Annotated in this window: 28 protein-coding genes; 13 read left to right on the top strand and 15 right to left on the bottom strand. The window is 54.6% G+C overall.

What is annotated here, in order from left to right; genetic code table 11:
* Window positions 1–102: 102 nt before the first annotated feature.
* The 8 genes from rbfA (at window position 103) to mtr (ending at window position 8705) form a co-directional block, all read left to right on the top strand.
* On the top strand, window positions 103–504 hold the full coding sequence (rbfA, locus tag ACLD4F_RS14745) for a 30S ribosome-binding factor RbfA (RefSeq protein WP_001040208.1): 402 nt from the start codon (window positions 103–105) through the stop codon (window positions 502–504).
* Window positions 504–1448, top strand: a complete 945-nt coding sequence (gene truB, locus ACLD4F_RS14750) for a tRNA pseudouridine(55) synthase TruB (RefSeq protein WP_000089676.1) — start codon at window positions 504–506, stop codon at window positions 1446–1448. The genes rbfA and truB overlap by 1 nt, the downstream gene beginning before the upstream one ends.
* A 150-nt stretch (window positions 1449–1598) precedes the next feature.
* The gene (gene rpsO, locus ACLD4F_RS14755; RefSeq protein ID WP_000059465.1) at window positions 1599–1868 is read left to right on the top strand and encodes a 30S ribosomal protein S15; all 270 of its coding nucleotides are present in this window, start codon (window positions 1599–1601) and stop codon (window positions 1866–1868) included.
* Between the two features lie 241 nt (window positions 1869–2109).
* Window positions 2110–4245: a polyribonucleotide nucleotidyltransferase gene (pnp, locus tag ACLD4F_RS14760; RefSeq protein WP_001670767.1), complete on the top strand. Its 2136-nt coding sequence runs from the start codon at window positions 2110–2112 to the stop codon at window positions 4243–4245.
* Window positions 4246–4354: 109 nt separating this feature from the next.
* Window positions 4355–5239, top strand: coding sequence for a lipoprotein NlpI (gene nlpI, locus ACLD4F_RS14765; RefSeq protein ID WP_000802069.1), 885 nt, complete (start codon window positions 4355–4357; stop codon window positions 5237–5239).
* Between the two features lie 105 nt (window positions 5240–5344).
* Complete coding sequence (yrbN, locus tag ACLD4F_RS14770; RefSeq protein WP_010723222.1) at window positions 5345–5425, top strand: protein YrbN; 81 nt, start codon at window positions 5345–5347, stop codon at window positions 5423–5425.
* Complete coding sequence (deaD, locus tag ACLD4F_RS14775; protein ID WP_000807248.1) at window positions 5418–7307, top strand: ATP-dependent RNA helicase DeaD; 1890 nt, start codon at window positions 5418–5420, stop codon at window positions 7305–7307. The genes yrbN and deaD overlap by 8 nt, the downstream gene beginning before the upstream one ends.
* Window positions 7308–7460: 153 nt before the next feature.
* On the top strand, window positions 7461–8705 hold the full coding sequence (mtr, locus tag ACLD4F_RS14780; RefSeq protein WP_017441476.1) for a tryptophan permease: 1245 nt from the start codon (window positions 7461–7463) through the stop codon (window positions 8703–8705).
* 90 nt (window positions 8706–8795) lie between these two features.
* Here mtr and ACLD4F_RS14785 read toward each other — a convergent pair whose 3' ends face one another.
* The 3 genes from ACLD4F_RS14785 to ACLD4F_RS14795 form a co-directional block, all read right to left on the bottom strand.
* A complete protein-coding gene (locus ACLD4F_RS14785) occupies window positions 8796–9803 on the bottom strand; it encodes a luciferase-like monooxygenase (protein WP_079943886.1) in 1008 nt (335 codons plus the stop codon).
* A gap of 177 nt (window positions 9804–9980) precedes the next feature.
* Complete coding sequence (locus ACLD4F_RS14790; protein WP_014343907.1) at window positions 9981–10877, bottom strand: U32 family peptidase; 897 nt, start codon at window positions 10875–10877, stop codon at window positions 9981–9983.
* A complete protein-coding gene (locus ACLD4F_RS14795; protein WP_000421309.1) occupies window positions 10868–11863 on the bottom strand; it encodes a peptidase U32 family protein in 996 nt (331 codons plus the stop codon). Before ACLD4F_RS14795 ends, ACLD4F_RS14790 begins: the two co-directional genes overlap by 10 nt.
* 216 nt (window positions 11864–12079) lie before the next feature.
* On the opposite strand from ACLD4F_RS14795, the gene ACLD4F_RS14800 reads away from it, so the two are divergent.
* Together ACLD4F_RS14800 and ACLD4F_RS14805 are read left to right on the top strand one after the other, a co-directional pair.
* Entirely contained in the window at window positions 12080–12604 is a 525-nt protein-coding gene (locus tag ACLD4F_RS14800) for an SCP2 domain-containing protein (RefSeq protein WP_000884721.1), read from the top strand.
* Window positions 12598–13101 (top strand): GNAT family N-acetyltransferase, encoded by a 504-nt coding sequence (locus ACLD4F_RS14805; protein WP_000908562.1) that lies wholly within the window; start codon window positions 12598–12600, stop codon window positions 13099–13101. The genes ACLD4F_RS14800 and ACLD4F_RS14805 overlap by 7 nt, the downstream gene beginning before the upstream one ends.
* Here ACLD4F_RS14805 and ACLD4F_RS14810 read toward each other — a convergent pair.
* Window positions 13088–13405 (bottom strand): GIY-YIG nuclease family protein, encoded by a 318-nt coding sequence (locus ACLD4F_RS14810; RefSeq protein ID WP_000928379.1) that lies wholly within the window; start codon window positions 13403–13405, stop codon window positions 13088–13090. The genes ACLD4F_RS14805 and ACLD4F_RS14810 overlap by 14 nt on opposite strands.
* Window positions 13406–13442: 37 nt before the next feature.
* On the opposite strand from ACLD4F_RS14810, the gene ACLD4F_RS14815 reads away from it, so the two are divergent.
* Window positions 13443–13886, top strand: a complete 444-nt coding sequence (locus ACLD4F_RS14815) for a YhbP family protein (RefSeq protein ID WP_000380404.1) — start codon at window positions 13443–13445, stop codon at window positions 13884–13886.
* On the opposite strand, the gene yhbO is transcribed toward ACLD4F_RS14815, so the two are convergent.
* On the bottom strand, window positions 13866–14384 hold the full coding sequence (yhbO, locus tag ACLD4F_RS14820) for a protein/nucleic acid deglycase (RefSeq protein WP_000037599.1): 519 nt from the start codon (window positions 14382–14384) through the stop codon (window positions 13866–13868). The two genes, ACLD4F_RS14815 and yhbO, sit on opposite strands and share 21 nt — an antisense overlap.
* 130 nt (window positions 14385–14514) lie before the next feature.
* On the opposite strand from yhbO, the gene ACLD4F_RS14825 reads away from it, so the two are divergent.
* On the top strand, window positions 14515–15150 hold the full coding sequence (locus ACLD4F_RS14825) for an NAD(P)H-binding protein (protein ID WP_001517952.1): 636 nt from the start codon (window positions 14515–14517) through the stop codon (window positions 15148–15150).
* Window positions 15151–15216: 66 nt separating this feature from the next.
* On the opposite strand, the gene dolP is transcribed toward ACLD4F_RS14825, so the two are convergent.
* The 4 genes from dolP to ACLD4F_RS14845 are packed head-to-tail and all read right to left on the bottom strand — an operon-like array spanning window position 15217 to window position 18809.
* Window positions 15217–15792 (bottom strand): division/outer membrane stress-associated lipid-binding lipoprotein, encoded by a 576-nt coding sequence (gene dolP / locus ACLD4F_RS14830; protein WP_000643280.1) that lies wholly within the window; start codon window positions 15790–15792, stop codon window positions 15217–15219.
* Window positions 15793–15801: 9 nt separating this feature from the next.
* A complete protein-coding gene (diaA, locus tag ACLD4F_RS14835) occupies window positions 15802–16392 on the bottom strand; it encodes a DnaA initiator-associating protein DiaA (RefSeq protein ID WP_000893481.1) in 591 nt (196 codons plus the stop codon).
* A 21-nt stretch (window positions 16393–16413) separates the two neighbouring features.
* Window positions 16414–16809: a YraN family protein gene (locus tag ACLD4F_RS14840; RefSeq protein WP_000057285.1), complete on the bottom strand. Its 396-nt coding sequence runs from the start codon at window positions 16807–16809 to the stop codon at window positions 16414–16416.
* On the bottom strand, window positions 16767–18809 hold the full coding sequence (locus ACLD4F_RS14845; RefSeq protein ID WP_411010908.1) for a penicillin-binding protein activator: 2043 nt from the start codon (window positions 18807–18809) through the stop codon (window positions 16767–16769). The genes ACLD4F_RS14840 and ACLD4F_RS14845 overlap by 43 nt, the downstream gene beginning before the upstream one ends.
* A 63-nt stretch (window positions 18810–18872) precedes the next feature.
* Between ACLD4F_RS14845 and rsmI the strand changes: the two genes are divergently transcribed.
* Window positions 18873–19736, top strand: a complete 864-nt coding sequence (gene rsmI, locus ACLD4F_RS14850) for a 16S rRNA (cytidine(1402)-2'-O)-methyltransferase (protein ID WP_076727239.1) — start codon at window positions 18873–18875, stop codon at window positions 19734–19736.
* A gap of 157 nt (window positions 19737–19893) precedes the next feature.
* Here the strand turns inward: rsmI and ACLD4F_RS14855 are convergent, their stop codons facing one another.
* The 6 genes from ACLD4F_RS14855 to gatZ form a co-directional block, all read right to left on the bottom strand.
* On the bottom strand, window positions 19894–20667 hold the full coding sequence (locus ACLD4F_RS14855; RefSeq protein WP_001083899.1) for a DeoR/GlpR family DNA-binding transcription regulator: 774 nt from the start codon (window positions 20665–20667) through the stop codon (window positions 19894–19896).
* A 110-nt stretch (window positions 20668–20777) separates the two neighbouring features.
* Window positions 20778–21821: a galactitol-1-phosphate 5-dehydrogenase gene (gatD, locus tag ACLD4F_RS14860; RefSeq protein ID WP_000844173.1), complete on the bottom strand. Its 1044-nt coding sequence runs from the start codon at window positions 21819–21821 to the stop codon at window positions 20778–20780.
* Between the two features lie 43 nt (window positions 21822–21864).
* A complete protein-coding gene (locus tag ACLD4F_RS14865; RefSeq protein WP_000490601.1) occupies window positions 21865–23238 on the bottom strand; it encodes a galactitol-specific PTS transporter subunit IIC in 1374 nt (457 codons plus the stop codon).
* Between the two features lie 3 nt (window positions 23239–23241).
* Window positions 23242–23526, bottom strand: a complete 285-nt coding sequence (gatB, locus tag ACLD4F_RS14870) for a PTS galactitol transporter subunit IIB (protein WP_000824293.1) — start codon at window positions 23524–23526, stop codon at window positions 23242–23244.
* Window positions 23527–23556: 30 nt separating this feature from the next.
* Window positions 23557–24021: a PTS galactitol transporter subunit IIA gene (gene gatA / locus ACLD4F_RS14875; RefSeq protein ID WP_411010909.1), complete on the bottom strand. Its 465-nt coding sequence runs from the start codon at window positions 24019–24021 to the stop codon at window positions 23557–23559.
* Between the two features lie 14 nt (window positions 24022–24035).
* Window positions 24036–25307, bottom strand: coding sequence for a tagatose-bisphosphate aldolase subunit GatZ (gene gatZ, locus ACLD4F_RS14880; RefSeq protein WP_108638407.1), 1272 nt, complete (start codon window positions 25305–25307; stop codon window positions 24036–24038).
* Between the last annotated feature and the right edge of the window lie 24 nt (window positions 25308–25331).

Below are 25331 nucleotides of genomic sequence, written 5' to 3' on the forward strand. Positions count from 1 at the left end.
GAAGATGATTAGGCGTAGGCCGGGTAAGCGAAGCGCCACCCGGCAAGAAATTTAAAAAGGGGCTTATGGCCCCTTTTTTGTCTTTATTCTGGAGAATTTATTATGGCGAAAGAATTTGGTCGCCCTCAGCGCGTAGCGCAAGAGATGCAGAAAGAGATCGCGCTCATCCTGCAACGCGAAATCAAAGATCCACGTGTAGGTATGATGACCACCGTATCGGGTGTTGAAATGTCCCGCGATCTGGCATACGCCAAAGTATTCGTGACGTTCCTCAACGATCAGGACGAAGCGGCTGTGAAAAACGGCATTAAGGCCCTGCAGGAAGCGTCTGGTTTCATCCGCAGCTTGCTGGGTAAAGCGATGCGTCTGCGCATCGTACCGGAACTGACCTTCTTCTACGACAACTCGCTGGTGGAAGGGATGCGTATGTCCAACCTGGTGACTAACGTGGTGAAACATGACGAAGAACGTCGTGTGAACCCGGACGACAGCAAGGAGGACTGATGAGTCGTCCTCGTCGTCGTGGCCGCGACATTCACGGCGTTCTGCTGCTGGATAAGCCGCAGGGTATGTCCAGCAATGACGTGCTGCAGAAAGTTAAGCGCATCTACAATGCCAACCGCGCCGGGCATACCGGCGCGCTGGACCCGCTGGCGACCGGCATGTTGCCGATTTGCCTCGGCGAAGCGACAAAATTTTCGCAGTACCTGCTGGATTCTGACAAACGCTATCGTGTTATTGCCCGTCTGGGGCAGCGCACGGATACCTCTGACGCCGATGGTCAAATCGTGCAGGAGCGTCCGGTGACTTTCAGCGCTGAGCAGCTTGCGAGCGCGCTGGAGACCTTTCGTGGGGATATCGAACAGATTCCCTCGATGTATTCGGCGCTGAAGTATCAGGGCAAGAAGCTGTACGAATATGCCCGCCAGGGTATCGAAGTGCCGCGCGAAGCCCGCCCGATTACCGTCTATGAGCTGCTGTTTATTCGCCATGAAGGTAACGAGCTGGAGCTGGAAGTTCACTGCTCCAAAGGCACCTATATTCGTACCATTATTGATGATTTAGGTGAGAAACTGGGCTGTGGCGCGCACGTAACGTACCTGCGTCGTCTGACGGTCAGCAAGTATCCGGTGGATCGTATGGTGACGCTGGAGCACTTGCGCGAGCTGGTAGCACAGGCGGAACAGCAGGGCGTTCCGGCGGCGCAGTTGCTCGATCCATTATTGATGCCAATGGACAGTCCAGCTTCGGACTATCCTGTTGTTAATCTGCCGTTAACATCTTCGGTATACTTCAAAAATGGCAACCCGGTTCGTACCTCGGGCGCGCCGTTGAAGGGACTGGTTCGTGTGACGGAAGGTGAAGACGATAAATTTATCGGTATGGGCGAAATTGACGACGAAGGCCGTGTCGCGCCTCGTCGGCTGGTAGTAGAGTACCCAGCGTAATGTCGCTTCGTCTTGCGATAAGAGAGCGCTGCGAGTAGAATACCGCCGCTTAACGTCGCGTAAATTATTTAACAGTTTACGCGGCGTACACTGGGATCGCTGAATTAGAGATCGGCGTCCTCTCATTCTTAAATACTTTGGAGTTTTAAAATGTCTCTAAGTACTGAAGCTACAGCTAAAATCGTTTCTGAGTTCGGTCGTGACGCAAACGACACCGGTTCTACCGATGTTCAGGTTGCTCTGTTGACTGCACAGATTAACCACCTGCAGGGTCACTTTGCAGAGCATAAAAAAGATCACCACAGCCGTCGTGGTCTGCTGCGTATGGTTTCTCAGCGTCGTAAACTGCTCGACTACCTGAAACGTAAAGATGTTGCACGCTACACCGCGCTGATTGAGCGTCTGGGTCTGCGTCGCTAATTCTTTCGAGTTTCAGAAAGAGGGGGCCTTCATGGCCCCTTTTTTCCAGCAGATGGCAGCAATTCGCTGGAAACTAATGTATTGTTGCTATGAATGATCTTCCGTTGCAGAGGTTCGCGCGGCTAATGAGAGGCTTTACCCATATCAGGGTTAGGGTTGTCATTAGTCGCGAGGATGCGCAGAAGATCGGGTATTAACGACGGCGCGTATTATGCCGTCAAAAATTGGAAAGGATATTATTTTGCTTAATCCGATCGTTCGTAAATTCCAGTACGGTCAGCATACCGTTACGCTGGAAACTGGCATGATGGCGCGTCAGGCCACTGCCGCTGTTATGGTAAGCATGGATGACACCGCCGTATTCGTTACCGTTGTCGGCCAGAAAAAAGCCAAGCCAGGCCAGGACTTCTTCCCACTGACCGTTAACTATCAGGAGCGTACCTACGCTGCTGGTCGTATCCCGGGCAGCTTCTTCCGTCGTGAAGGCCGTCCAAGCGAAGGCGAAACCCTGATCGCGCGTCTGATTGACCGCCCGGTTCGTCCGCTGTTCCCGGAAGGCTTCGTTAACGAAGTGCAGGTTATTGCGACCGTCGTTTCCGTTAACCCGCAGGTTAACCCGGACATCGTTGCCATGATCGGCGCATCCGCTGCGCTGTCGCTGTCCGGCATTCCGTTCAACGGCCCAATCGGCGCAGCGCGCGTAGGTTACATCAATGACCAGTACGTGCTGAACCCAACCCAGGACGAGCTGAAAGAAAGCAAGCTGGACCTGGTGGTTGCCGGTACCGAAGCGGCTGTGCTGATGGTGGAATCCGAAGCTGAACTGCTGAGTGAAGACACTATGCTGGGCGCGGTGGTATTCGGTCACGAGCAGCAGCAGGTTGTTATCCAGGCGATCAACGATCTGGTGAAAGAAGCCGGTAAACCGCGTTGGGACTGGCAGCCGGAAGCCGTCAACGACGCGTTGAACGCGCGTGTTGCTGCGCTTGCTGAATCTCGTCTGAGCGACGCGTACCGCATTACCGATAAACAAGAGCGCTATGCTCAGGTTGACGTAATCAAATCCGAAACCATCGAGCAGCTTATTGCAGAAGATGAAACTCTGGATGCTAACGAGCTGGGCGAAATCCTGCACGCTATCGAGAAAAACGTGGTGCGTAGCCGCGTACTGGCAGGCGAGCCGCGTATTGATGGCCGTGAAAAAGACATGATCCGTGGTCTGGACGTGCGCACTGGCGTACTGCCGCGTACTCACGGTTCCGCTCTGTTTACCCGTGGTGAAACGCAGGCGCTGGTTACCGCAACTCTGGGTACTGCCCGTGACGCGCAGGTGCTTGATGAACTGATGGGCGAGCGTACTGACAGCTTCCTGTTCCACTACAACTTCCCTCCGTACTCCGTAGGCGAAACCGGCATGGTCGGTTCTCCGAAGCGTCGTGAAATTGGTCACGGTCGTCTGGCGAAGCGCGGCGTGCTGGCAGTGATGCCGGACATGGATAAATTCCCGTACACCGTTCGCGTGGTGTCTGAAATCACCGAATCCAACGGTTCTTCTTCTATGGCTTCCGTGTGCGGCGCTTCTCTGGCGCTGATGGACGCTGGCGTGCCAATTAAAGCCGCCGTAGCAGGTATCGCTATGGGTCTGGTGAAAGAAGGCGACAACTACGTTGTACTGTCTGACATTCTGGGCGACGAAGATCACCTGGGCGATATGGACTTCAAAGTGGCGGGTTCCCGCGACGGTATCTCTGCGCTGCAGATGGATATCAAAATTGAAGGTATCACCAAAGAGATCATGCAGGTTGCGTTGAACCAGGCTAAAGGTGCGCGTCTGCACATCCTGGGCGTGATGGAACAGGCGATCAACGCGCCGCGCGGCGATATCTCTGAATTCGCGCCGCGTATCCATACCATCAAGATCAGCACGGACAAGATCAAAGACGTGATCGGTAAAGGCGGTTCTGTGATCCGCGCGCTGACTGAAGAGACCGGCACCACCATCGAAATCGAAGATGACGGTACTGTGAAGATCGCGGCGACCGACGGTGAAAAAGCGAAATACGCTATCCGTCGTATCGAAGAGATTACTGCGGAGATCGAAGTCGGCCGTATCTACAATGGTAAAGTGACCCGTATCGTTGACTTTGGCGCGTTTGTTGCCATCGGCGGCGGTAAAGAAGGTCTGGTTCACATCTCTCAAATCGCGGATAAGCGTGTAGAGAAAGTGACCGATTATCTGCAGATGGGTCAGGAAGTCCCGGTTAAGGTTCTGGAAGTTGACCGCCAGGGCCGTGTACGTCTGAGCATTAAAGAAGCAACCGAGCAGTCTCAACCTGCGGCTGCGCCGGAAGCTCCGGCGAGCGAACAGGCCGAGTAAGGTAGCCTTTTGCCCTCCGCAGTGCGGAGGGCTTTAGACCTGGCTGGACGCCTTGTTGAGCCACCGGGGAACAGGACGTTCATTCAATCGTTGTCTTCGGGAGTGGGAAATGAAGCCTTTTTTGCGCTGGTGTTTCGTTGCGACAGCACTTACGCTTGCAGGATGCAGTAATTCCGCCTGGCGTAAAAGTGAAGTCCTCGCAGTACCATTGCAACCGACTTTACAGCAGGAAGTGATTCTGGCGCGTATGGAACAGATTCTTGCCAGTCGGGCTTTAACCGATGACGAACGCGCACAGCTTTTATATGAGCGCGGAGTGTTGTATGATAGTCTTGGTTTGAGGGCATTAGCGCGAAATGATTTTTCACAAGCGCTGGCAATCAGACCGGATATGCCTGAAGTATTCAATTACTTAGGCATTTATTTAACGCAGGCAGGCAATTTTGATGCTGCCTATGAAGCGTTTGATTCTGTACTAGAGCTTGATCCAACTTACAACTACGCGCACTTAAATCGCGGTATCGCATTGTATTACGGCGGCCGTGATAAGTTAGCGCAAGATGATCTGCTGGCGTTTTATCAAGACGATCCCAATGATCCTTACCGCAGCCTGTGGCTGTATCTTGTTGAGCAGAAGCTTAATGAGAAGCAGGCGAAAGAAGCGTTAAAAGCACGCTTCGAAAAATCGGATAAAGAGCAATGGGGATGGAACATTGTCGAGTTCTACCTGGGCGACATTAGCGAAGCAACGCTGATGGAAAGGCTCAAGGCGGACGCAACGGATAACACCTCGCTCGCTGAGCATCTCAGTGAAACCAACTTCTATTTAGGTAAGTATTACCTAAGTCTGGGGGATTTGGACAGCGCCACGGCTCTGTTCAAACTGGCGGTGGCCAACAACGTTCATAACTTTGTTGAGCACCGATACGCATTGTTGGAATTATCGCTCCTGGGCCAGGACCAAGATGACCTGGCAGAATCGGACCAGCAATAGCTGACGAACATATCAGCCCGTAATCTTTTTGATTGCCATCACCTTCGCGGGTGAGGGCGTTGTTGTTCGTTAATACACCTACTTTGAGCCGGTTCACACTTTTCAATGAAAATTGCAGATCAATTTCATGATGAGTTATGTAGACTGGCCGCCATTAATTTTGAGGCACACGTACTACATGGCTGAATTCGAAACCACTTTTGCAGATCTGGGGCTGAAGGCTCCTATCCTTGAAGCCCTTACCGATCTGGGTTACGAAAAACCATCTCCAATCCAGGCAGAGTGCATTCCGCATCTGCTGGGCGGTCGCGACGTGCTGGGCATGGCCCAGACCGGTAGCGGCAAAACCGCAGCGTTCTCTTTACCGCTGCTCAACAATCTTGATCCTGAGCTGAAGGCACCTCAGATTCTGGTGCTGGCGCCAACCCGCGAACTGGCGGTACAGGTGGCCGAAGCCATGACGGATTTCTCTAAACACATGCGCGGCGTAAACGTGGTTGCCCTGTACGGCGGTCAGCGTTATGACGTGCAGTTACGCGCCCTGCGTCAGGGGCCGCAGATCGTTGTCGGTACGCCGGGACGTCTGCTTGATCACTTAAAACGCGGCACCCTCGACCTCTCTAAACTGAGTGGTCTGGTGCTGGATGAAGCCGACGAAATGCTGCGTATGGGCTTCATCGAAGACGTTGAAACTATTATGGCGCAGATCCCGGAAGGTCATCAGACCGCTCTGTTCTCCGCCACTATGCCGGAAGCGATTCGTCGCATTACCCGCCGCTTTATGAAAGAGCCGCAGGAAGTGCGCATTCAGTCCAGCGTGACTACCCGTCCTGACATCAGCCAGAGCTACTGGACTGTCTGGGGTATGCGTAAAAACGAAGCGCTGGTGCGTTTCCTGGAAGCGGAAGACTTTGATGCGGCGATTATCTTCGTACGTACCAAAAACGCGACCCTGGAAGTAGCAGAAGCGCTGGAACGTAGCGGCTACAACAGCGCCGCGTTGAATGGCGATATGAACCAGGCGCTGCGTGAGCAGACTCTGGAACGCCTGAAAGATGGTCGTCTGGACATCCTGATCGCCACCGACGTTGCGGCACGTGGTCTGGACGTTGAACGTATCAGCCTGGTGGTGAACTACGATATCCCGATGGACTCCGAGTCCTACGTTCACCGTATCGGTCGTACCGGCCGTGCGGGTCGCGCCGGTCGCGCGCTGCTGTTCGTTGAGAACCGCGAGCGTCGTCTGCTGCGCAACATCGAACGCACCATGAAGCTGACCATTCCGGAAGTGGAACTGCCGAACGCAGAACTGCTGGGTAAACGCCGTCTGGAAAAATTCGCCGCGAAAGTTCAGCAGCAACTGGAAAGCAGCGATCTGGATCAGTACCGTGCGCTGCTGGCGAAAATCCAGCCGTCTGCTGAAGGCGAAGAGCTGGATCTCGAAACGCTGGCTGCCGCACTGCTGAAAATGGCGCAGGGCGAGCGTCCGCTGATTCTGCCGCCGGATGCGCCGATGCGTCCTAAGCGTGAATTCCGTGACCGTGATGACCGTGGTCCGCGCGATCGTAACGACCGTGGCCCGCGTGGCGACCGTGAAGAACGTCCGCGTCGTGAACGTCGTGACGTTGGCGATATGCAGTTATACCGCATTGAAGTGGGCCGTGATGACGGCGTTGAAGTTCGTCATATCGTGGGCGCTATCGCTAACGAAGGCGACATCAGCAGCCGTTACATTGGTAACATTAAGCTGTTCGCGTCTCACTCCACCATCGAGCTGCCGAAAGGTATGCCGGGCGAAGTGCTCCAGCACTTCACGCGTACCCGCATTCTGAACAAGCCGATGAATATGCAGCTGTTGGGTGATGCGGTTCCGCACGCGGGCGGCGAACGTCGCGGCGGTGGTCGTAGCTTCAGTGGCGAACGTCGTGAAGGTGGTCGTAATTTCAGCGGCGAACGTCGTGAAGGTGGTCGTGGTGATGGTCGTCGCTTCAGCGGCGAGCGTCGTGAAAGCCGTGGTCCGCGTCGTGATGACTCTACCGGTCGCCGTCGTTTCGGCGGTGATGCGTAACTCACGCTGACCTGCGCATTCACAGCGTAAAGTAAAATATACAGCCCCGATCGTCACAATCGGGGCTTTTTTTATTTCTTTTGTACTCATGTACTGGTACAGTGCAACGTATTGAGAGATAGTCACATTATAAATGACTGGAGAGAGAGCTGAATGGCAACACTTACCACTACCCAAACGTCACCTTCGCTGCTTGGCGGCGTGGTGATTATCGGCGGCACCATCATTGGCGCGGGGATGTTCTCCCTGCCGGTGGTCATGTCCGGGGCGTGGTTCTTCTGGTCGATGGCGGCGCTGGTCTTTACCTGGTTTTGTATGCTGCACTCCGGGCTGATGATCCTCGAAGCCAACCTTAACTACCGCATTGGTTCGAGTTTCGACACCATCACCAAAGATCTGTTGGGGAAAGGCTGGAACGTGGTAAATGGCATCTCTATTGCCTTTGTGCTCTACATCCTGACTTACGCCTATATCTCGGCGAGCGGCTCAATTCTGCATCATACCTTTGCTGAGATGTCGCTGAACGTTCCGGCGCGAGCGGCAGGTTTTGCCTTTGCGCTGCTGGTGGCGTTTGTCGTGTGGCTGAGTACGAAGGCGGTCAGCCGGATGACGGCGATTGTGCTGGGCGCGAAAGTGATTACTTTCTTCCTGACCTTCGGCAGCCTGTTGGGGCACGTTCAGCCTGCCACGTTGTTTAACGTGGCTGAAAGCCACGCGTCATATACGCCGTACCTGCTGATGACGCTGCCATTTTGTCTGGCGTCGTTTGGTTATCACGGTAACGTACCGAGCCTGATGAAATATTACGGCAAAGATCCGCGTACCATCGTCAAATGCCTGATTTATGGGACGTTACTGGCGCTGGCGCTCTATTCCGTCTGGCTGCTGGGGACGATGGGCAACATCCCGCGTCCGGAATTTATCGGCATTGCGCAGAAAGGCGGCAATATTGATGTGCTGGTACAGGCGTTGAGCGGCGTGCTGAACAGCCGCAGCCTGGATCTGCTGCTGGTGGTGTTCTCTAACTTTGCGGTCGCCAGTTCCTTCCTCGGCGTGACGCTGGGGCTGTTTGACTATCTGGCGGATCTGTTTGGTTTTGATGACTCGGCAATGGGGCGTTTTAAAACGGCGCTGCTGACGTTTGTGCCGCCAATTGTCGGTGGCCTGCTGTGGCCGAACGGTTTTCTGTACGCCATTGGCTATGCAGGTTTAGCTGCAACTATCTGGGCGGCCATTGTGCCTGCGCTGTTGGCGCGTAAATCTCGCGAACGTTTCGGCAGCCCGAAATTCCGCGTCTGGGGCGGCACGCCGATGATTGTACTGATTCTGGTCTTCGGTGTCGGCAACGCGGTTATCCATATTCTGTCGAGCTTTAATTTGCTGCCGGTGTACCAGTAACGTTATTGTGCCGGATGGCGGTTGCACCTTATCCGGCCTACTTGATGCTGTAGGCCCGGTAAGCGAAGCGCCACCGGGCAAAACAACGCGCTACCCCAACAATTCCTGCTTCACATCCATCGCCAAATCAAACGAATGCAGCCGCGCCTGATGATCGAAAATCTGCCCGTTGACCATAATTTCATCCGCCTGGGTTTCACGCAAGATAGCTTCCAGCCCGTGTCGCACTTTCGCCTTATCACCGACCAGCGACATGCTCAGCGCCTGCTGCACGCCATACTGCTCGGATGGCGACCAGAAGGTCTCCATATTCTCAACCGGCGGCGGCAGTTGGCCGGTTTCCCCACGGCGTAGCTTCACAAAAGCCTGCTGCATGGAGGTAAACAGGAATTCCGCGTCGCGGTTGCTGTCGGCGGCGATAATATTGATACACACCATCGCGTACGGTTTTTCCAGCCGCGCTGAAGGTTTGAACTGGGTACGGTACAGATGCAGCGCCTGGAACAACATATCCGGTGCGAAATGCGAAGCAAAGGCGAACGGCAGGCCAAGCTGGGCCGCCAGTTGCGCGCTATACAGGCTGGAGCCCAGCAGCCAGACCGGGATCTTCTCGCCGTAGCCGGGCACCGGGCGCACATGCGGATTAGGGTCGCGAGCGTCGAACCAGTCCACCAGCTCTGCGACATCGCGTGGAAAGTTATCGATATCGCCGCTCATATGGCGACGCAGCGCGCGCATCGTCGGCTGATCGCTACCCGGCGCGCGTCCCAACCCTAAGTCGATACGTCCTGGGTAGAGCGTATTCAGCGTGCCGAACTGCTCGGCAATCACCAACGGTGAATGGTTAGGCAGCATCACGCCGCCGGAGCCAAGATGTAATGTTGTGGTATTGGCCGCCAGATAACCAATCAATACCGAGGTCGCCGCGCTGGCGATACCGGTCATGTTGTGATGTTCCGCCAGCCAGTAGCGGTGATAGCCGCGCTTTTCAGCCAGCCGTGCGAGATCAAGCGAGTGCGTGAAGGCTTCTTTTGCCGAAGATCCTTCAGGGATCGGCGCCAGATCCAGCACCGAGAACGGAATAGTTTTGTCAGTCATAACGGCTCACTTTGTTACCGGTTAATCTTTTAATACTGCATTAAAGATTAGCGAATGTTGTTAACAAAGTGAGCTTTATGAGACTGACGGCAAAAACAATGCCCGATGGCGCTGCGCTTATCGGGCCTACGGGATCGCTATTTGTAGGCCGGATAAGGTATTGATGCCGCCATCCGGCTAGGCCTGCAGCTCCAGCCCGGCCAGCCGCTTCCAGTAGCCGTTACAGTCGCTATGCGCGGCAAGCGGTAATGGTGCGCCGCCGTTTTCGTTAGCGCGAAAGGCATCAAGCATGGCAAATGTCTCCGTCCCCAACGGCGACAGCCGCACGATATCGACCAATCCCTGCATCGACGTCAGTTCGTTGCCAAGGTTATAGACATAGCCGCTCATGGTCTGAATACCGTTAAGCACAAACACCTGCTGATTCTCTTGCGAGAGCACGTCACGACCGTTTGGATACTTGATACAGCAGGTTTCGCACTCATCTTTCGGGCGGTCTTCCGAACGGGCGGTAAAGCAGCGAGCGGAGTAGGCCAGCGGCAGATGGCCGTAGCTCAACACTTCCACTTCAAACTGATTGCGAATGCCCAGTTCGTCGCACTGATTAAGCAAATTCACCAGCCAGTCGCGGGACAGCTCCACCGGCATACACCAGCGTACCATGCCTTCTTTCAGCAATCGGCGCAGCGTGACCGCGTTGTAGCAATTCAGCGCATGGCCGGCGACAAACGGCAGTTTGCGCTCGGCGCACAGATTCACCACGCCAAGATCGCTGGCTTCCAGCAGAAAATCGCCGTTGTCCACATAGCGTTTCAGCTCGCTTAATTCAGATGACGCCTGTACCAGCGCCAGGGTGGAGAGCACCACCTGCTTACCGCTGGCGGCGAGGGATTTCGCCATTTCCAGCCAGTCGCCGACTTTGGTCGCGCGACGCTTGCTGCACACCGCTTCGCCCAGATAAATGACGTCAGCGCTGCTTTTTGCGGCCTGCTGATAAAAATCTTCCAGCGTCTCTTTCGGCCAGTAATAAAGCACCGGTCCTAAGGAATATTTCATAGCTCCTCTCACTGCCATTTACGGTGATATGCGCCAAGCGTGGTTTGAGTGCCTTCGGACATCGCGCCGAGCGTCTCCATCCAGTCGCGCTGTGGAACGAAGTTTTGCGGGGCGGCTTTGCAGCGATCTATCGCCTGGCGCCACACTTTCGCCACCTGGCTGACATAGGCCGGGCTGCGCTGGCGGCCTTCGATCTTCACCGAAGCGATGTTCGCCGCCATGAGCTCCGGCAGCAGTTCCAGCGTGTTCAGGCTGGTTGGCTCCTCCAGCGCGTGATAGCGCTCGCCGTCCACTAAATAGCGGCCTTTGCACAGCGTTGGGTAGCCCGCGTTTTCGCCATCCTGGTAACGGTCAATCAGGACATCATTCAGGCGCGATTCCAGCCCCTGCGGCGTTTGCTGCCAACGGACAAAGCGGGCGGGAGAGCAGGCGCCGACGGTATTGGGCGACTCCCCCGTCAGGTAGGAAGAAAGATAGCAGCGACCTTCCGCCATAATGCACAGGCTGCCAAACGCGAATACCTCCAGCGGCACCGGCGTGACGCGGGCCAGTTGTTTTACCTGGTGAATCGACAGTACACGCGGCAGTACTACACGGTGGACATCAAAGTTGCGGTGATAAAAGCGAATCGCCTCTTCGTTGGTTGCCGAGGCCTGAACGGAAACATGGCGCTCAATATGCGGGTAACGCTCTGCGGCATATTCCAGCATAGCGAGGTCGGCGAGAATCAACGCGTCGGCGCCAAGCTGCGCCGCCATATCCACGGCGCGCTGCCAGCGGGCATAGCCGTCCGGATGCGCAAAAGTATTAATGGCGATGTGTAATTTGCGGCGATGCTGGTGAACAAAACTCACCGCTTCCTGCAATTTTTTTTCGGTAAAGTTAAGGCCGGCAAAATGACGGGCATTGGTATCGTCTTTTAACCCGATATAAACGGCGTCAGCGCCGTTTTCGATGGCCGCCTTCAGCGCCGGGAGATTTCCGGCAGGGCAGAGCAGCTCCATAATTTATCCTGAGGGTTACGTCTGAGACGCAAAATTGTTAACGAACAGGGATTTTAGTTAACCTTGCTGCGACAATTTTTGATTTAAGGCAGTTAAAGGCGTATTGGTAACACCAATAATGGGGTAGAAAATCAGACCCAATTGTTGATTTACGCCGCCATGTGATTTATTGGATATGGCAAAATAACAGGACTATTGAAACAGGGAGTAAAGCTCGTGTTAGATAAACTGCGTTCACGCTTAGTCCATGCTGGCCCGTCTCTGATGAGTGTACCGGTTAAACTGACGCCCTTTGCGCTAAAGCGCCAGGTTCTGGAACAGGTTCTGAGCTGGCAGTTTCGTCAGGCGCTGGCCGATGGAGAGCTGGAATTCCTCGAAGGTCGTTGGTTAAGCATTCATGTTCGTGACATCGACTTAAAATGGTATACCACGGTTGAAAATGAAAAGCTGATCGTTAGCCAGCAGGCGGATGCTGACGTCAGTTTTAGCGCCGACGCCAGCGATCTACTAATGATAGCTGCCCGTAAACAGGACCCGGATACGCTCTTTTTCCAGCGTCGACTGGTCATTGAAGGCGATACTGAGTTAGGGTTGTATGTGAAGAATCTGATGGACGCCATCGAACTGGAGCAGATGCCGAAAGCGTTACGCGTTATGCTGCTGCAACTGGCGGATTTTGTTGAGGCGGGAATGAAAAACTCGCCGGAAACCAAACAGACCTCGGTAGGTGAACCATGCTAATTCGAGTAGAAATTCCCATTGATGCGCCTGGTATTGATGCGCTGTTACGCCGTTCATTCGAAAGCGATGCGGAAGCGAAGCTGGTTCACGATTTGCGTGAAGATGGTTTTCTGACGCTCGGACTGGTGGCCACGGATGATGAAGGTCAGGTGGTGGGCTATGTCGCCTTTAGCCCGGTTGATGTGCAGGGCGAAGATTTACAGTGGGTCGGCATGGCGCCGCTGGCGGTCGATGAAAAGTATCGCGGGCAAGGGCTGGCGCGCCAGTTAGTGTATGAAGGGCTGGATTCGCTCAACGAGTTCGGCTACGCGGCGGTCGTGACGCTGGGCGACCCGGCGTTATATAGCCGCTTCGGTTTTGAACTGGCCGCGCATTACGATCTTCACTGCCGTTGGCCCGGTACGGAAAGCGCTTTCCAGGTACACCGTTTGGCTGAGGATGCGCTGGAAGGCGTGACGGGGCTGGTGGAGTATCACGACCACTTCAATCGTTTTTAAGCACCGGCGTTTGCAGGCTGGACAGCAGCGCCTCAAACGCTTCGCGTTCCGTCACAAGGCGCTCCTTCTGGCGCTTTGTGAGCTGTTTGATGCGATACTCTATGCGCAGGGCCAGCGAGCGATCGCCGACCTGCGCCGCAAACGCCAGCGTTAACTCGCCTTTTCCCCGTAATGCTTTTGCGCCTTTTCCCGTTTGATGCTGCCTGTAACGACGCGCCACATCGGTGGTTATTCCGGTGTAAAGCGCATTGTCTGCAGTACGAATCAGATACAGATACCAGGGTGTCATTGTCGCCATCAGCATGATAATTTTCAGGTTCCCAGTATAAGCGAGAATAAAGATGGACACACTTACCGCTATTGGCCGTTGGCTGGCGAAACAACACGTGGTGACCTGGTGCGTACACCATGAGGGAGAGCTGTGGTGCGCCAATGCGTTTTATTTGTTTGATGCGCAAAACGTCGCGCTGTATCTGTTAACGGATGATAAAACCCGCCATGCGCAAATGTCCGGCGCGTGCGCGCCAGTTGCGGGAACGGTCAATGGTCAGCCGAAAACGGTGGCGCGCATTCGCGGCGTACAGTTTAAAGGGGAAATTCGCCGTCTGGAGGGGCAGGAGAGCGACGCCGCGCGTAAAGCTTACCTTCGTCGCTTCCCGGTCGCCAGGGTGCTGCCAGCGCCGGTATGGGAAATCCGGCTGGATGAAATTAAATTCACCGACAACACGCTGGGGTTTGGTAAAAAACTGCACTGGTTACGCGACTCACGCGCCCAGCAGGCGTAGCGCCTCGCGGTTAAATGCCGGCAGGTCGTCAGGCGTGCGGCTGGTCACCAGCTGATCTTTATCGACGACGACTTCCTGATCGTAAAATTCCGCGCCCGCATTCTTCACATCGATAATAATCGGTTTCACCGCCGTGAGTTTGCGGCCACGAATGACATCGGCGCTGATCAACAACTGTGGGCCGTGGCAAATGGCAAAAACCGGTTTACCGCTGTTAACGAAATCGCGGGTAAAATCCACGAAACGGCTGTCGCCGCGTAGGTAGTCCGGCGAATGGCCTCCCGGCAATAGCAAGGCGTCGAACTCGTCGGGACGAACGTCATCAATAGCCTTATCAATGGTGACGCTGGCCTCGCCTTTTTTTCCTTTCACCGTTTTACCCGCCTCTTTTTCGATGGTGATGACCTCATGGCCGGCCTGACGGAATTCTGCTGCCGGCGAGGTAAATTCTGAATCTTCAAATTCATCGGTAATCAAAACGGCAATTTTCTTACTCATGCGTTTCCTCCGCAGTGGTGGCGTCGGGTAAGGCAAATTTTCCACAATGATGGATACTTACCTCGTAGACTATTAAGCCTGGTCGATAGGGCCGAGAGTGCAAGGTGGACAAATCTGTAAAGGAGCGAGGATGAGTCAGGTACTGATTACCGGCGCGACCGGACTGGTCGGCGGACATCTGCTGAGAATGTTAATCAACACGCCGCAGGTGAGCGCTATCGCCGCGCCGACGCGTCGTCCGCTGACGGATATTGTCGGCGTTTATAACCCTCACGATCCGCAGCTTACCGACGCGTTAGCTCAGGTGACCGACCCGGTGGATATTGTTTTTTGCTGCCTGGGCACGACCCGGCGTGAAGCGGGAAGTAAAGCGGCGTTTATTCATGCGGATTATACGCTGGTGGTTGATACCGCGCTGACCGGGCGTCGACTGGGCGCGCAGCACATGTTGGTGGTCAGCGCAATGGGAGCAAACGCGCACTCTCCGTTTTTCTACAATCGGGTGAAAGGAGAAATGGAGGAGGCGTTAATCGCGCAAAATTGGCCTCGTTTGACGATTGCCCGGCCTTCTATGCTGCTCGGCGACAGAACAACGCGGCGGGTGAATGAAACGCTTTTCGCTCCGCTATTTCGGCTGTTGCCAGGAAACTGGAAATCGATTGATGCGCGGGATGTGGCGCGGGCCATGCTGGCGGAAGCGCTGGCGCCAGCACAAGAAGGCGTGACGATTCTGACCTCATCGCAACTGCGGGAAAAAGCGGGGTAGCGAAGCCGGATGATTTACCGGATGGCGACGCGGTTTACACATTCTTATCGCCACCCGGCACACCGGTTACTTAATATACGTAAAGGCGGTGGTCACGCGTTTCACGCCGCTCACCCGGCTGGCGATGTCCGCTGCCGCTTTACCTTCACGTTCAGTCACCAGGCCCAGCAGGAACACTTCGCCATTTTCGGTGGTGACTTTCACGTTTGACGATTTTACCTGATCGCTGGTCAGTAGCTGTGAGCGAACTTTCGTGGTGATCCAGGTATCGTTAGAGGCGGTCCCCAGGCCGATAGGCTGACCCTGGCGAATCTCGTTATAGACCTCGGTGGTGCCTTCAACGCCCATCGCTATCTGTTTAGCGCGTGCGGAGAGTTCGCTGTTTGGCGACTGGCCCACTAACAAAACTTTGCCCTGATAAGCCGTGACATTGATGCGCGTCTCTTTTTTGATTTGCTCATCTTTCGACAGCGCGCTGCTGACACGCAGTTCCAGCGTTCCGTCATCCACCTGGGTGCCCACGCTACGCGGGTCGGTTGCGGCTTTGGTGCCGACGGCTGCCGTACCCACTACCGCGGCGGCGACGCAACCTTGCAATAGCAACGCAGAAATAAGGACTGCGAGCGGCGAAAATGCCTTCATGTGTACTCCTTAATCATCCTGGTGAGGAAAAAGCGTGTTATCGATCAAATCGCACAGGCAGTTTACCGTCAGCATATGCATTTCCTGAATGCGCGCGCTGTGGTGTGAAGGGATACGAATTTCAACATCCTGCGGCCCTAATAGTCCGGCCAGCTCGCCCCCGTCATACCCGGTTAGCGCCACAATGGTCATGTCACGTGTGACGGCTGCTTCAACGGCTTTTACGATATCGCGACTATTACCACGCGTAGAGATCGCCAATAAAACATCGCCTGCATGTCCCAGCGCCCGGACTTGTTTTGCATAAACTTCATCGTGCAAGCGATCGTTAGCGATCGCAGTTAAGACCACATTATCGGTATTTAGTGCAATGGCGGGTAAACTGGGTCGCTCCGTTTCAAAGCGGTTAATCATGCTGGCAGCAAAATGCTGTGCGTTGGCCGCGGACGTCCCGTTTCCACAACAGAGGATTTTGTTGCCGTTAAGCAGGGAATGAACCAGCGTCATGGCGGCGCGGGAAATGGCATCCGGAAGCGCTTCCGCCGCAGCAATTTGAGTTTGAATGCTTTCTGTAAAGCAAACTTTGATTCTTTCGAGCACGCTAATCCTTAAAATCTTCAATTATGAGTGGTCGTTAAACGCATCCCGAAACCACTCAATCTCATTTCCGGTGAAGGCTAACACATCGAACCGACAATCCACAGTATCAAAACTCCCATTCTGGCGGGCGAGCCACAAGCGGGCAGTATGTAATAATTTGTGTTGCTTGCTGCGGGTCACACTAGCCGCCGCGCCGCCATAAAGCCCGGAGCGCCGATAGCGGACCTCAACAAAAACCGTCGTTTTTCCGTCGCGCATGATCAGATCGATTTCGCCGCCGCGCTCGCGCACGTTGGCGGCGATAAACCGCAGTCCTTTGCTTTCCAGCCAGCGACGCGCGGCAGCTTCCCACGCGTCGCCAGCCTGTTTACGCGTTAGCTGGCGGGAACAATCTCCCCTTGCTGGTATTTGAGCCATGATAACTTCCTGTTAATCACACAATCCGGGCTGGCGGTTAATGCGCCAGTATTGCCATTGATCTCAAACCCCTGCACCTGACGCATCTGCGAAAAGTGGTTCGCCAGCGTCCAGGCATCCACGCCCATGGCGTACATCCGCGCCAGAGAATAGTCGTTATGTACAGCGCTCAGCGCCTGCTGCATCAACGGCATATTGCCGCCTGCCAGCATAGGAATTTCACTGTATTGTAAACCCTCCATTTCCAGACGGAAGTCGGGGCCGGAGGTGCCTTGCGCGCTGCGGGAGCTGGCATACAGCGTCGCGCCGCTCTGGGTGCCGTTACGCATGGCGATCATCGGTTTGATAAAGCCAATCTCTTCCGGCGTAGCCAGAATATAGACCGCGTCTACGCGTCCGCCGCCGGTGATTTGCGCGTCGGTCGGCGGCGCAGGGATGGTCAGACCGCCAATGGTGACGCCAGGCTGCGCAGGCACGCTGGCGGCGACCGGACTGCCCGTCAACGCGATACCCGCGCCGCCGTTCACGCCCATTTTCAGCTCGGCTACGGAGCCGAATTTTTGCTGTAACACGATGCCGCCGCCCAGTTTTTGCCACTCCTGGGTGAAGGCGCTCGCCACGCGATCGCCAAGCGTGCTGCGTGGGATCAACAGCAGCGGCGACTGCTTGCCCTGGTTATAAATATGATGCGCCGCGTCACGGGCTTCATCTTCTGGAGAGAGCGCGAAATAGCAGATATTAGGGAAGCTACGTACCGTTTCCGGCTGGTTGAGCGCCAGCACGTTGAGCGGCGTGTTGCTTTTCATCAGCGCTTCCACATTGTTTTTCAACAGCGGCCCGACCACGATACTGGCGCCGTCTTGCTGAACCTGAGCAAGCACCTGATCCAACGGCTGGGAAGAGGTATCGTAGATTTTTAATTCAGCGGAGGGATCCGCCGGCGCGCTTGTTGTAGCAGGGGGAGTTTGTGGCGCGCTGACTGGCGTAGTGGACTGGGATGGAGCGTCATCAGTCAGATCGCTCACCGAGGCCTGCGACGGACTGGCGACGCCGTCGGTCATTTGTGGTTGCGTCTCCTCCACGCCAGGTTCTACCGGCGCGTCAGGCGCGGCGGCAGGCTGCATTTCCACCGCCTGGGTGCCGAGGTTTTTCGCGGCTTCGAAACCTTGCTGGATGGTACGGCCAAACACGGCAGCCTGACCGTTCAGCGGCAGCAGCAGAGCGATTTTGCTGGTGGAGGCTGGTTTAAAACGTTGTACATTGACGAGCTGCGTCGGCAGCATTTTTGCCCCCGGATTTTGCGGGTAGCGTTTTTGCCAGTCGGCGATCCCGGCTTTCAGCATGTCCGGATCGTTGCGGTTGTCAAACCAGACGCGTTGCAGATCCAGCCATCCCTGAAGCACATTTTCATCGGCGTTGATAACCAGCGTCCTGGCCTGATCTTGCGTCATGGCGGAGAGCGCCTGCCAGGTAGCGTCGATATTTTTTTGTTTATCTTTCGCCGCCAGTAGCGGTTCCTGGGCGATTAACGCCCGCAACAGGGTAAGCGACGGGCGTCCCTGGCTGGCAATGATCTGCGCCTGCCAGTAACGTGCTTGCTGATGTGGCGCAAAGTCGGCGGGTTTTAGTTTATCCAGCAAGGCCTGCGCGCCTGCGACATCTTTTTGCGCCAGTTTGATTTCTACCGCTAATAAAGACTGTTCGCGACGCTGGGTATCGTTCAGATTTTGCGGGAGTTGGTTGAACAGGTCGACGGCCTGCTGGCTTTTTCCTTCTTTCAGCAGTGCATGAATGGCGAGTAATTGCCAGTTGGTCTTGCTATCATCTGCGCTTTGCTGCATCTGATGCAGGTAAAAGGCGGAGTCAGCTTGCGCTGAACCCTGCATATAGGCTGCGCTTTGATCTGGCGCCTGGGTGCCGCACCCGGCGAAAAGTAGCGCAGCCAGGACGACAGGCAGCGCGCGTGCGGCGTTCAAACGAGAAAATGTTGAGGGTACCATACTGTATCCAGTGATATTTTTTTACGCAATGCTCAATATTAAATCGGCAATACGGACGACACAATGAAACAAAACGAATCGGCGGATAATTCTCAGGGCCAACTCTTTATTGTACCTACTCCTATCGGGAATTTGGCTGATATTACTCAACGCGCGCTGGAAGTTTTACAAGCCGTTGATTTAATTGCCGCTGAAGACACTCGTCATACCGGTTTATTACTGCAACATTTTGGGATTAATGCCCGGTTGTTTGCGCTGCACGACCATAACGAACAGCAAAAAGCGGAAACGCTGGTCGCGAAGCTAAAAGAAGGGCAGAACATTGCGCTGGTTTCCGACGCCGGTACGCCGCTAATTAATGACCCCGGCTATCACCTGGTACGTACCTGCCGTGAAGCGGGGATTCGCGTGGTGCCGCTACCGGGGCCGTGTGCGGCGATTGCCGCCCTGAGCGCCGCTGGCCTGCCATCCGACCGTTTCTGCTATGAAGGCTTTTTACCGGCGAAATCCAAAGGTCGCCGTGATGCGCTGAAGGCGGTTGAAGCGGAGCCGCGAACGCTGATTTTTTATGAGTCCACCCATCGTCTGCTGGATAGCCTGGAAGATATGGTGGACGTGTGGGGCGAATCCCGCTACGTGGTGCTGGCGCGTGAGCTGACCAAAACTTGGGAAACCATTCACGGCGCGCCGGTCGGCGAGCTGCTGGCGTGGGTCAAAGAAGATGAAAACCGCCGCAAAGGCGAAATGGTGCTGATTGTCGAAGGCCATAAAGCGCAAGAAGACGACCTGCCCGCCGACGCGCTGCGCACGCTGGCGCTGCTACAGGCAGAACTGCCGCTGAAAAAAGCGGCGGCGCTGGCAGCAGAAATTCACGGCGTGAAGAAAAATGCGCTGTATAAGTACGCGCTGGAGCAGCAGGAAGAGTAAAAGCGAGCGCCCGGGAACCGCCTTTTATCGCCATCGCGTTAATACTCAATCAGGTGATTGATGTGGGTAAATTGATGGGGGCATTGGGCGGTGATAGCGGGCCGGGCCTTTCCTTCGGGCTTACTCTCGCGATCAGCAACGCATAACCGACTCCTTTTTAGACGATCATTAGTTCCACGCCTGTTTTCGCTAATGCCGCTTTATCCTGTTTGCTGATAGTGTCATCGGTTATCACACAGTCGATCTTGTCCATCGGCAATACCTGGTTAAAGCCGCGACGGTTAAATTTGGTCGCGTCCAGTACCGCGATAACTTTGTGTGCCGCCGCCGCCATGACGCCGCTAATGGAATAACCTTCGTTAAACGTGGTAATACCGTTTGTCGCATCAATACCATCCGCCCCGACAAACATGACATCGGCGCTGATGCCGTGTAGCGATCGTTCCGCAATCGTGCCGTGCATTGAGTGGGTTTTATGCCGTACCGTACCGCCGCAAACCACCAGCGTGAGATCTTTATTTTCTGATAGCGTAAAAGCGGCAGGCAAGCTGTTAGTGATCACCGTAATATTGCTTTTTCGCGCGAGCGCTTCCGCAATCAGTAATGTTGTGCTCCCGCTATCCAGAATGATGGTCATTCCTTCTTCAACCATTGCCGCAGCCGCCTGGGCAATCCGCTTTTTCGGATCGCTGGCGAGTTGATACCGATCTTCCAGAATGACTTCCTGATTGTCGCCTTCCGCCAGATGACTTCCCGGTTTTGCCGCGCCGCCATGAAAACGGGTGACAAGGCCTTTCTCTTCCAGCAGACGCAGGTCAGCACGGATAGTCACTTCAGAAATACCAAAGGTATTTGAAAGGTCCATCACCAGCACGCTGCCTTGCGTATTAATCAGGTCGACAATTTTATTTCTTCGCTCAAATGAGTTCATATTGATTTGCCTGATAATTAACTGTAACTAGTTTAAACGAAGGATTGCGAAAGGTGAACGCTAAATTTCGAAAGGAAATGTGAGCCAGCGCAGGTTGCTGGCTCGTACCATCAGGAAAGTTGAAGTAAGATTTTGCCCTGCATGGGCGCGCCATTAAGCGCTTTGACTGCTTCTGCAAAGCTTTCCGCATCGCCGCGATGGGCAATGAGAGGGGCCAGTTGAAGACGTTTTTCAGCCAACAGGCGCGCTGCGGTTTCCCATTCCTCTCCTGGCCATGGCGCGGAGTAGTTCATCCAACTGCCGAGGAGCGTGAGCTCTTTACGCAAAATTAACCCGAATGTACGCGTTGTCAGGGTGAGATCGTGATGTAACGTCCCCACCAGCGCCAGTTGCGCGCGCGGCCCGGCGATATCGATAGCCAGCGAGACGGTCTGGGGAGTTCCTGCCGTTTCGAGAACCAGTTGATCAAACTGAATGTCGGACAACGCGGTCTGGATGTCGTCGGCGGTCATTTCCCGGCTATTACAGGTATGCGTTGCGCCGAGCGCTTTCGCCAGTTCCAGTTTCTGCGGATTGATATCAATCGCCGTTACGCTTCGCGCGCCCAGTTCCCGCGCGCACTGTAAGGCCAGCAGGCCAATTGTCCCCGCACCGACGATAATTACGTTTTTCCCCTCGCAGCCCTGCGCCAGATGAAAGGCGTGTAATCCCACGGTAATCGGTTCGATAAACGCGCCATCTTCAATCGGCATATCAGACGGCAAGCGGAAAAGATTGGCCCGTTTGACCACCACATATTCCGCATTACCGCCTTCGCTGCGCGATCCTACAAACTGATACTGTTTGCATAAAGAAAAGTAACCGCGTTCGCATTGCGGACAGTGAAAGCAGGGAAGAAGCGGGACACAAGCGACGGCATCGCCAGGCTGCATATCCGTTACGCCTGTGCCGTAGGATTCAACGTAGCCGCTGAATTCATGGCCTAACGTAATAGGATAATAATGGGCGCCCTGCGCGAAAATACGCGGGATATCCGACCCGCAAAGCCCTGAGCTAACGACTTTGACCAACACATCGTCCTCGGCTTGCAGTTGTGGTAAGGGACGTTCTTCAACGCGCACGTCTCCCTCAGCGTGAATAACCACTGATTTCATAACATTCTCCAGGAAGGTGAGGGGAGCGATTGCTCCCCTAAAATTAAGAGGCGATTTGACTTTGCTGTAGCGCCGTGGCTTTCTCAGCCGCGACAAACTGTCGGGCGCGACGCCAGGTCAGCAGTACGCCGGCCAGATAGATAATGGCAATGACGGCGAAGCCGACGATATTCTGCCAGGTAAAAAGTTGAATCAGCAGCCAGGTGATGGGAGAACCGCCCTGATCCAGCGAGGCGACTTGTCCGCCAGCTTTTAGCGCTCCGGCATTGGCAGCCAGTTGGGTATGCAGGCCAATCGTCTGGGTGGCTATCCACAGGGTGATACCCATAATAATGACACCTGAAATCAGCGTGCGGAACAGGTTGCCCTGGTGTACCGCAACCGCCATCGCAATAAAGAAACCGATGGTGGCGAGGTCGCCGAACGGCAGCACCTGGTTCCCCGGTACTAAGACGGCAATCAGGATGGTCAGCGGAATGAATATCAGGCTCGCGGAGACAACAGAGGTATGACCGAGCAGTAGCGCTGGATCAAGGCCTATCAGGAACTCCTGCCCGCCAAATTTGGCCTGTAGACGTTTACGCGCATGTTTGGCGATAGGCGTTAGGCCATCCATAATAGGTTTAATGACGCGTGGCATAAGCAGCATCACCGCTGCGGTTTTGACCGCCAGTTGCAGAACGGCTTTGGCGTCGTAGCCTGCCAGTACACCAATCACCAGCCCCATCACGAAGCCGACAGTCACCGGTTCGCCAAACGGTCCGAAGCGTTTCTGGACATCGTCTGCGCTAAAGTGAATACGATTGAGACCCGGAATTTTTTCGATAATGGTATCAACGAGCACCGCCACGGGGCCCAGGTACGCGGATGAGCCGTGTGGGATAGCAATCCCCTCAAGGCCAAAATAGTCGCGGGTATCTTTGGCAAACCAGTCCCCCAGTTTGTAGACAAAGGCGGCATGAACCACAACGCCCAGAATCCCCAGCCAGTATGAACCGGTCGCCAGATGCAGCATGGCGCCCGTGAAGGTCATGTGCCAGATATTCCAGATATCGACATTCACCACGCGGGTCATGCGGGTCACCAGCATCAGGACGTTAACCCCGATGGCGACAGGGATCGCGACCAGCGCGATTTGTGACGCCCAGGTCATGGGCGATGAACCTGGCCAGCCGACGTCAATAACGTGGAGATTGATTTGGAAATGTTCCGCCATGGCTTTCGCCGCGGGGCCGATAGAATCCAGCATCAGGCCGATGACCAGACCAATACCCACGAAGCCGATACCAATATGCAAACCCGATTTAAAACAATCCCCAAGCTTCATTCCCAGCAGTTTAGAGAACACGATGATCACCAGAGGCAACATCACCGTTGGGCCTAAGTCGAGGATATAACGCATTATTTCGCTAAACATACGTTACCCCATGAGAATGGACAGAATTTTTTGCTGTAATGCTTCAATACCCACGCCGGAAACAAAAGGCATACCGTGAACGACGGGAATATCGCCAAAGGCGCGATCGACCCTGGCAGTGGTACAGATAAGATCGGCGCCGTCCATATAGGTTTCGATTTCGGTGACCCGGCATTGCACTAAGTCGAGCTCAATATGGTTGGCATCACATAGCTCTTTAATTTCTTCCGCAGCCATCGTTGAGGTTGCAACCGCACCGCCACAGGCCACAATTACTTTACGTTTCATAGGGTATTCCTCATTATTATCAATTTATTATCAAACCTGGACGCACTGCTCAGGCTCAAGGATGGTTTCCTGAAAGCGTATCGCCAGTTCGGCATCCGGCGCGCTTAACAGGGCATCGAGGGTGCTCGGGTTCTGTAGCTCACTAAACAGGCGGCGCAGAAGTTTTAGCTGTGCCGCCGGGTTTTCAACGATTAAGGCGATGATTAACGAAACGGCAATCTCTTCGTCATCATCCGCCTGTTGAAACATGACCGGCTTATCTGGACGAATCAGATAGATAGCGGGTGATTTCGCATGAACCGCCTCGCAATGAGGGATAGCGACGGCGTGACGCTCCAGCGCAATGCCGGTAGGAAAAGACGCTTCACGTTCCACCAGCGCCTGCGGATAACTATCATGTACCACGCCTTTCGCCAGCATCTCTTTGCCAATGTGCGCCAGCGCCTGTTGGCTCGAGTCGAATGTGATTTCGGTTCGGACAAATAGTTGGCTCATAAATTCTCCATTATTCAGGCGACATCCGGCGTGCAACCGAAGCGATAAGCGCGCAGAACATCCTGAATTTTGTCAATAATCAGGTTATGCGGCGTGGGGGTGAGCACGCCCTCAGACAGGCGTTCAAACTGTACGGGCATAAACTGGCTAATTAATCCCAGCGGCAATGTGACGTTGTTCAGATTGGCGATTAACTTTTCTACGCTTTGACGAATACGCGGGTGCGGCCAGTAATAGCGAATACGGTCAGACAAACTAAAGTGGATATCGACCATCGCCTGGCTCCAGGTTGGACGGTAGTATTTTTTCCAGTAGCCCGGTTCGTTTAGCATAACTTCATCAATGACCTCCAGTACCCGACTACGTTGTTCCGGGGAGATCAGTTCGTTTTCCATTTGCGCAAGTGCGAAAATGGCTTCGCGCAGAGCGAAAGTGAGCGCCGGGCCGACCTTCAGAATGGCGTAATGATCGCGTACCAGCGCACGGTAGGCCTGTCGCGTCTGATAATCAGTCGAATGCGCTTCATAGACCATCGGCGTTTCTTTTATCCAGTCGGAGAGCGCCTGTGCCGCCTGCGGCTGATAATGAATAATCTGGGTATGATCAAATTCAACGCCCGGTTGCACCACAATGGCGATCACGCGTGACAGTGCTTCTTCCAGACCTGATTCACGAAACGCGATTTGGTGAGTTTCCAGCGTACGGGCAGCATCGGCTTCGCGGGTGACATGAACGCTGCCGATGGTACTGGCTTCACCGCCAGGAACGGGCACTTCCGTGCCGATGACATAAGTCAGATGGTATTTTTGTTCTTCGTTTGCGGTCTCTTCTGCTGCTTTACAAAGCACGGCGGCACGGCGTGCAACGACCATCGGATCCAACGGTGTCGGGTCATCTGCGCAGGACATCGACGCGTCCAGGTGAATTTTGCTAAAACCAGCGGCGACATACGCTTTTATTAACTCAACCGACTTTTCCATTGCCGCCGCTGCCGGTTCGTTCTGCCAGCAGTTAGGCCCTAAATGATCGCCACCAAGAATCAACCGCTCACGTGGAAAACCCACTTCCTGGGCGATGCCATAGACAAAATCACGAAAGTCAGCCGGTTTCATGCCGGTATAACCGCCAAACTGATTAACCTGGTTAGAGGTCGCTTCGATCAGAACTTTGTTCCCGCTATTCAGATCAAAACGTAATGCAGATTCAATCACCAGCGGGTGTGCTGAACATACGGAACAGATCCCTATCTGTTCCCCTGCTTTGTGACGAGAAATTATTTCTTTCACTTCTGGCTCCGATATCTTTTGTTT

It is taken from the genome of Salmonella sp. 741265050_HSA (assembly GCF_046569445.1).
Classification (GTDB): Bacteria; Pseudomonadota; Gammaproteobacteria; order Enterobacterales; family Enterobacteriaceae; genus Salmonella; species Salmonella enterica.